Genomic DNA, 1247 nt, shown 5'->3' on the forward strand with positions numbered 1-1247 from the left:
CTAGAGGAACGTTTACTTGAAATAGAACTGTGGGTATCAGAGGGGTTTCCTATAATCAAAGCAACAAAAGCTTTGGAGGTGCAAAGATCAGTGTATTATTACCACCAAAATAACGAAATAAAAGTTCAAGAACCTCCACGAAGAGGTAGGCCAATCCCTGGTTTCTCGTACAATAATTCAGGCGATAAAATATGTGATGAGCAGATAGAAGAGTTTTTAATGGAGGCTATTGAAGGTGAAGAAGGAATTTATGGGTACAGAAAGCTCACAAACTATTTGAGAGATAGGCATAGTTTAATTATTAACTTTAAAAAAGGCCACCGTTTATGTTGTAAATTGGGGATTCTTCTGCCGAATAGACAGCCATCAAAATATCCAAGACGATTAACAAGACAACATTTAATAACAGGTCCTAATCAATTATGGCAGCTTGATATTAAATATGGATCCATAAAGGAAAGTGGTCGATTCTTTTTTTTAGCATGTGCCATAGATGTATTTGATAGATGCATTGTAGGTTATTATTATGGATCTAAGTGTAAGGCTAAAGACATTACTAAGATGCTTCAATCAGCGATCATGCGAAGACAAATTCATTTTCCAAAAGGTGAAGATGAAATGAGGTTAATTATTCGTACTGATAATGGTCCACAATTTGTAAGTAATCACTTTGGTGAGTTCTGCGAACTTCAGAAGGTATACCATGAACGAATTCCACCAAGTTCGCCTAATTATAATGCCTATATTGAATCCTTTTTTAGTGTTCTAGAGAAAGAATGTTATCAAAGATACGAGTTCGAATGCTTTGATGAAGCCTATTACCACATTGAACAATACATGGATTTTTACAACCATAGAAGGTATCACGGAAGCCTTAATTACTTAGCACCTTTTCAGTTCCATGAACTGTATAAAGACAAGGGCTATCCGCTCGATATGGCTGTCAGCTTATAGGTTCGAAGAACAGAGGAAATTGACCCCTAATAAGGGTATAGCACTCTTATTATGATGTGTACGACTTGATATGGAGAAAGCGCATGATAACCTCGTAGGTAAGCCCAGTGTATCATTCAGCTGGGTTCCTGGGTAGAGAATCATGCGTGGAGAGGCTCCATGTCAAGTCATTTAGGATCGAGTACCAATTAGAGTAAAATAGTGGGGGCAATTTCCTCTTTATAAGAAAAAATGAAAAACTAAGATAAAAAGAGATATTTAAAGTAAGTGTCCTAAATAAGGGGGCCAACCCG

The 1247-nt window shown here is 36.9% G+C and carries 1 protein-coding gene; it reads left to right on the plus strand.

Going from position 1 to position 1247, the window contains the following annotated elements; genetic code table 11:
- The coding region (locus ACFSCX_RS15570; protein WP_377929175.1) for an IS3 family transposase at nt 1-954 on the plus strand (954 nt) is incomplete at its 5' end.
- Between the last annotated feature and the right edge of the window lie 293 nt (nt 955-1247).

The sequence above is a fragment of the Bacillus salitolerans genome, assembly GCF_042680805.1.
GTDB lineage: Bacteria > Bacillota > Bacilli > Bacillales > SA4 > Bacillus_CJ > Bacillus_CJ salitolerans.